The organism is Streptomyces xiaopingdaonensis (assembly GCF_000262345.1).
In the GTDB taxonomy this organism is placed as follows: domain Bacteria; phylum Actinomycetota; class Actinomycetes; order Streptomycetales; family Streptomycetaceae; genus Streptomyces; species Streptomyces xiaopingdaonensis.
Window position 1 is genome coordinate 1 of the sequence record NZ_AJTQ01000047.1, and the last position, 3,239, is coordinate 3,239.

Annotated in this window: 3 protein-coding genes and 1 pseudogene; all 4 read left to right on the forward strand. The window is 68.2% G+C overall.

Annotated elements, in window-relative coordinates; genetic code table 11:
• Positions 1–344 (forward strand): metal ABC transporter permease (locus UWG_RS0103295; protein WP_016905779.1); only part of this gene is annotated, 344 nt, incomplete at its 5' end.
• Complete coding sequence (locus UWG_RS0103300; protein WP_029391126.1) at positions 341–1,570, forward strand: WD40 repeat domain-containing protein; 1,230 nt, start codon at positions 341–343, stop codon at positions 1,568–1,570. The genes UWG_RS0103295 and UWG_RS0103300, both read left to right, overlap by 4 nt.
• 59 nt (positions 1,571–1,629) lie before the next feature.
• Positions 1,630–2,520 (forward strand): zinc ABC transporter substrate-binding protein AztC, encoded by an 891-nt coding sequence (gene aztC, locus UWG_RS0103305; RefSeq protein WP_016905781.1) that lies wholly within the window; start codon positions 1,630–1,632, stop codon positions 2,518–2,520.
• Between the two features lie 62 nt (positions 2,521–2,582).
• A pseudogene (locus UWG_RS29420) lies at positions 2,583–3,239 on the forward strand (hypothetical protein); the annotation flags it as partial.

A 3,239-nucleotide genomic window follows, 5' to 3' on the forward strand; every position in this document is an offset into this window, starting at 1 on the left:
ACGCGGCCCTGCTCGGACTGGTCACGCTCGCGATCGTCACCTCGTTCCACGTGGTGGGCACGCTGCTGGTCTTCGGGCTGCTCATCGCGCCGCCCGCCGCGGCGCTGCCGTGGGCCTCCCGGGTCCCTGCCGTCATGGCGGGGGCGGCGGTGTGCGGCGTGACCGCGACGTTCCTTGGGCTGCTGCTCTCCTGGCACCTCGGTACCGCGGCCGGCGCGACGATCGCCGCGAGCGCGGTCCTCCTCTTCTTCCTCTCCGTGTCCGCCGCCGGAATCCGGGACCGGGTCGGTGCGCGGAGACCTCTTGCCTCAGAACTCCGAAGTGAATGCGAGCCCGCAGCATGACGCGAAAACAGCAGAAGACCGTCCCCGCACTGGCAGCCGTCCTCGTGGTCGGTTCTCTTCTCGCCTCGTGCGCGGAGGGCGGCGGCCAGGAGGAGGGGGATGCGGATTCCTCGTCCTCGGCGAAACCGCACGGATATGTCGAGGGGGCGGAAGAGGCGGCGGAGCAGCAGTCGCGGCTGGTGCTGCGCGACGGTGGAACCGGAGCGGTGAGCCTGCTGGACCTCGTGGAGGAGGACACCCGCAAGCTCGGCCGGGCGAAGGACGCCTCGGGAATGAGCACCGACGGACGGTTCGCCTACGTCGGTTCGCCCAACGGCACCGAGGTCTTCGACGGTGGCTCGTGGATGGTCGACCACGGCGACCACGTCCACTACTACCGGGCGAAGGCGAAGGACGTGGGCGGGGTCGGGAAGAAGGAAGCGGAGCACGTTTTCAGCAGCCCGTCGCTCACCGCGCTGAGTTTCGCCGACGGAACGGCGCGGTTGCTCGACCGCGCCCGGATGGAGAAGGGGAAGCTCCGGACGACGGCTGTGCTGAAGGACGCCCGAAAGGGGCCCGTGGTCCCGTACGAGGACGTCGCGCTGGTGCCGGTTTCCGGCTCCGGTGGCGGCACGGTCGTCGAGGTCCGCGACACCGAGGGCCGGAAGAAGGAACAACTGGCGGAGAAATGCGCCGACTTGCGGGGTGCTGCCGTGACCCGCAGGGGCGTCGTCTTCGGGTGCGCCGACGGTGCGCTCTTTGTCAGTGGGAAAACCGACGGAGAGCTCGAGGCCGAAAAGATCCCCTTCCCCGACGACGTGGAGAAGGAGGAGCGTCCTGGCGCATTCAGCCACCGCTCGCTCGGGACGACGTTGGCGGCGAAGGCCGGCGACAAGGGCGCCTGGCTGCTGGACGTGACCGAGCGCCGGTGGAAGCGGGTGGACTCGGGCCCCGTCGTCGCCGTCAACACGGCCGGCGAAGGCGCCCCGCTGCTGGCTCTCGACAGGTCGGGGACGCTCACGTCCTACGACGCGGAGTCCGGCGAGGAGTTGGCGAGCAGAAAAGTACTGCGCAAACCGGCGCGGAAGGGCTCGGAGCCGACCATCGAGGTCGATGCGAACCGCGCCTACGTCAACGACGTGGCTGCCAGGAAGATATACGAGATCGACTACGCCGACGATCTCCGCAGGGCCCGCACTTTCCCGCTCGACTTCGCGCCGACCGACATGGTCGAGACGGGCAGGTGAGTGCCGTGCACCGGAAAGGAGCGAACCGGCCGGTAGGCGTCAGGGCCTCTTGCGCCGCGTTGTGCATCGCCCTGTTGGGCGCCCTCTCGGCGTGTGCCGAGGACGAGGAAGCGCGGCCGACGGTCGTCGTCACGACGAACATCCTCGGTGACGTCACCCGCAGTGTGGTGGGCGGGCAGGCGGACGTGAAGGTGCTGATGAAGCCGAACGCCGACCCGCACTCCTTCGGGGTCTCGGCAGCGGAGGCCGCCGCGATGGAGGGCGCGGACCTGGTCGTCTACAACGGTCTCGGGCTGGAGGAGAACGTGCTCCGCCACGTGACGGCGGCGAGGGAGGCCGGTGTGCCGACGCTCGGCGTGGGCGCGGCGGTCGAGCCGCTCCGTTACAAGAAGGGTGAGAGCACCGGGCAGGCCGACCCGCATTTCTGGACCGACCCGCACCGCGTGCGGAAAGCCGTGGGCCTCATCGCCGAGAAGGTGAAGAAAGAGGTGGAAGGCGCGGATCCGCGCGCGGTCGACCGCCGGGAGAAGGCGTACGGGACCGAAGTGGAAGAACTCGGTGCCTGGATGCGGAAGAGCTTCGACGCCATTCCGCGGGACCGCCGCAACCTCGTGACCAACCATCACGTGTTCGGGTACATGGCGGAGCGTTTCGACTTCCGGATCGTGGGGGCCGTCATCCCGAGCGGTACGACGCTCGCCTCGCCGAGTGCGGCCGATCTGGAGTCGTTGACCGGTGCGATCGAGGAGGCGGGGGTTCCGGCGATATTCGTCGACTCCTCGCAGCCGGATCGGCTCGCCCGGGTACTGAAAAGGGAGAGCAGCGTGGACGTCGACGTCGTCCCGCTCTTCTCCGAGTCCCTCACCGAAGAGGGAAAGGGAGCCGCCACCTATCTGCGGATGATGCGCTCCAACACCAAGGCCATAGCCGGAGGGTTGGCTCCCTCGTGAACCGGCCGTCGTGCCGTCGAAACGCCGTGCCCTCGGTCACGGCAGAAGAAAGGAAAAGTTCCATGGCCCACCGGACTCGCAGGAGAAGCAGCGCCGTTGTTTCCGCGGTCCTTCTCTCTTCCCTCGCTCTCTCCGCCTGCGGGGGAGAGAGCGAGGAGGACGCGCAGAAGAAGGAGGAGAAGAAGGCTTCGGCGAACGTCAGCGACCCGCTCGCCATCACCTACGACGGCGGCATATACGTGCTCGACGGCGAGACGCTCGACGTCGCGGGCGATGTCCCGCTGAAGGGGTACAACAGGGTCAACCCGGCCGGTGACGACCGGCACATCATGGTGTCGACGTCCGAGGGATTCCGCGTGCTGGACACGGCACGGCAGAAGATGAAGGACACGAAGTTCGAGGGCGCGGAGCCCGGACACGTCGTGCTGCACGGCGGGAAGACGGTGCTCTTCACCGACGGCACGGGGGAGACGCGCATTCTCGACTCCGACGCGTTCTCGGACGAGGACCCGGAGGCGGAGACGTACAAGTCCCCCTCTCCGCACCACGGCGTCTCGATCGAGCTGGAGAACGGAGAACTCGTCACCACGCTCGGAACGGCGCAGAAGCGCAAGGGAATCGTCGTTCTCGACAAGGACCGCAAGGAGATCACGCGCAACGAGAAATGCCCCGAGGTGCACGGAGAGGCCGCCGCGAAGGGAGAGGCGGTCGTCGTCGGG

Coding starts and splice junctions, on each gene's coding strand:
- UWG_RS0103300 (WP_029391126.1), top strand. CDS start 341: ATGACGCGAAAACAGCAGAAGACCGTCCCCGCACTGGCAGCCGTCCTC.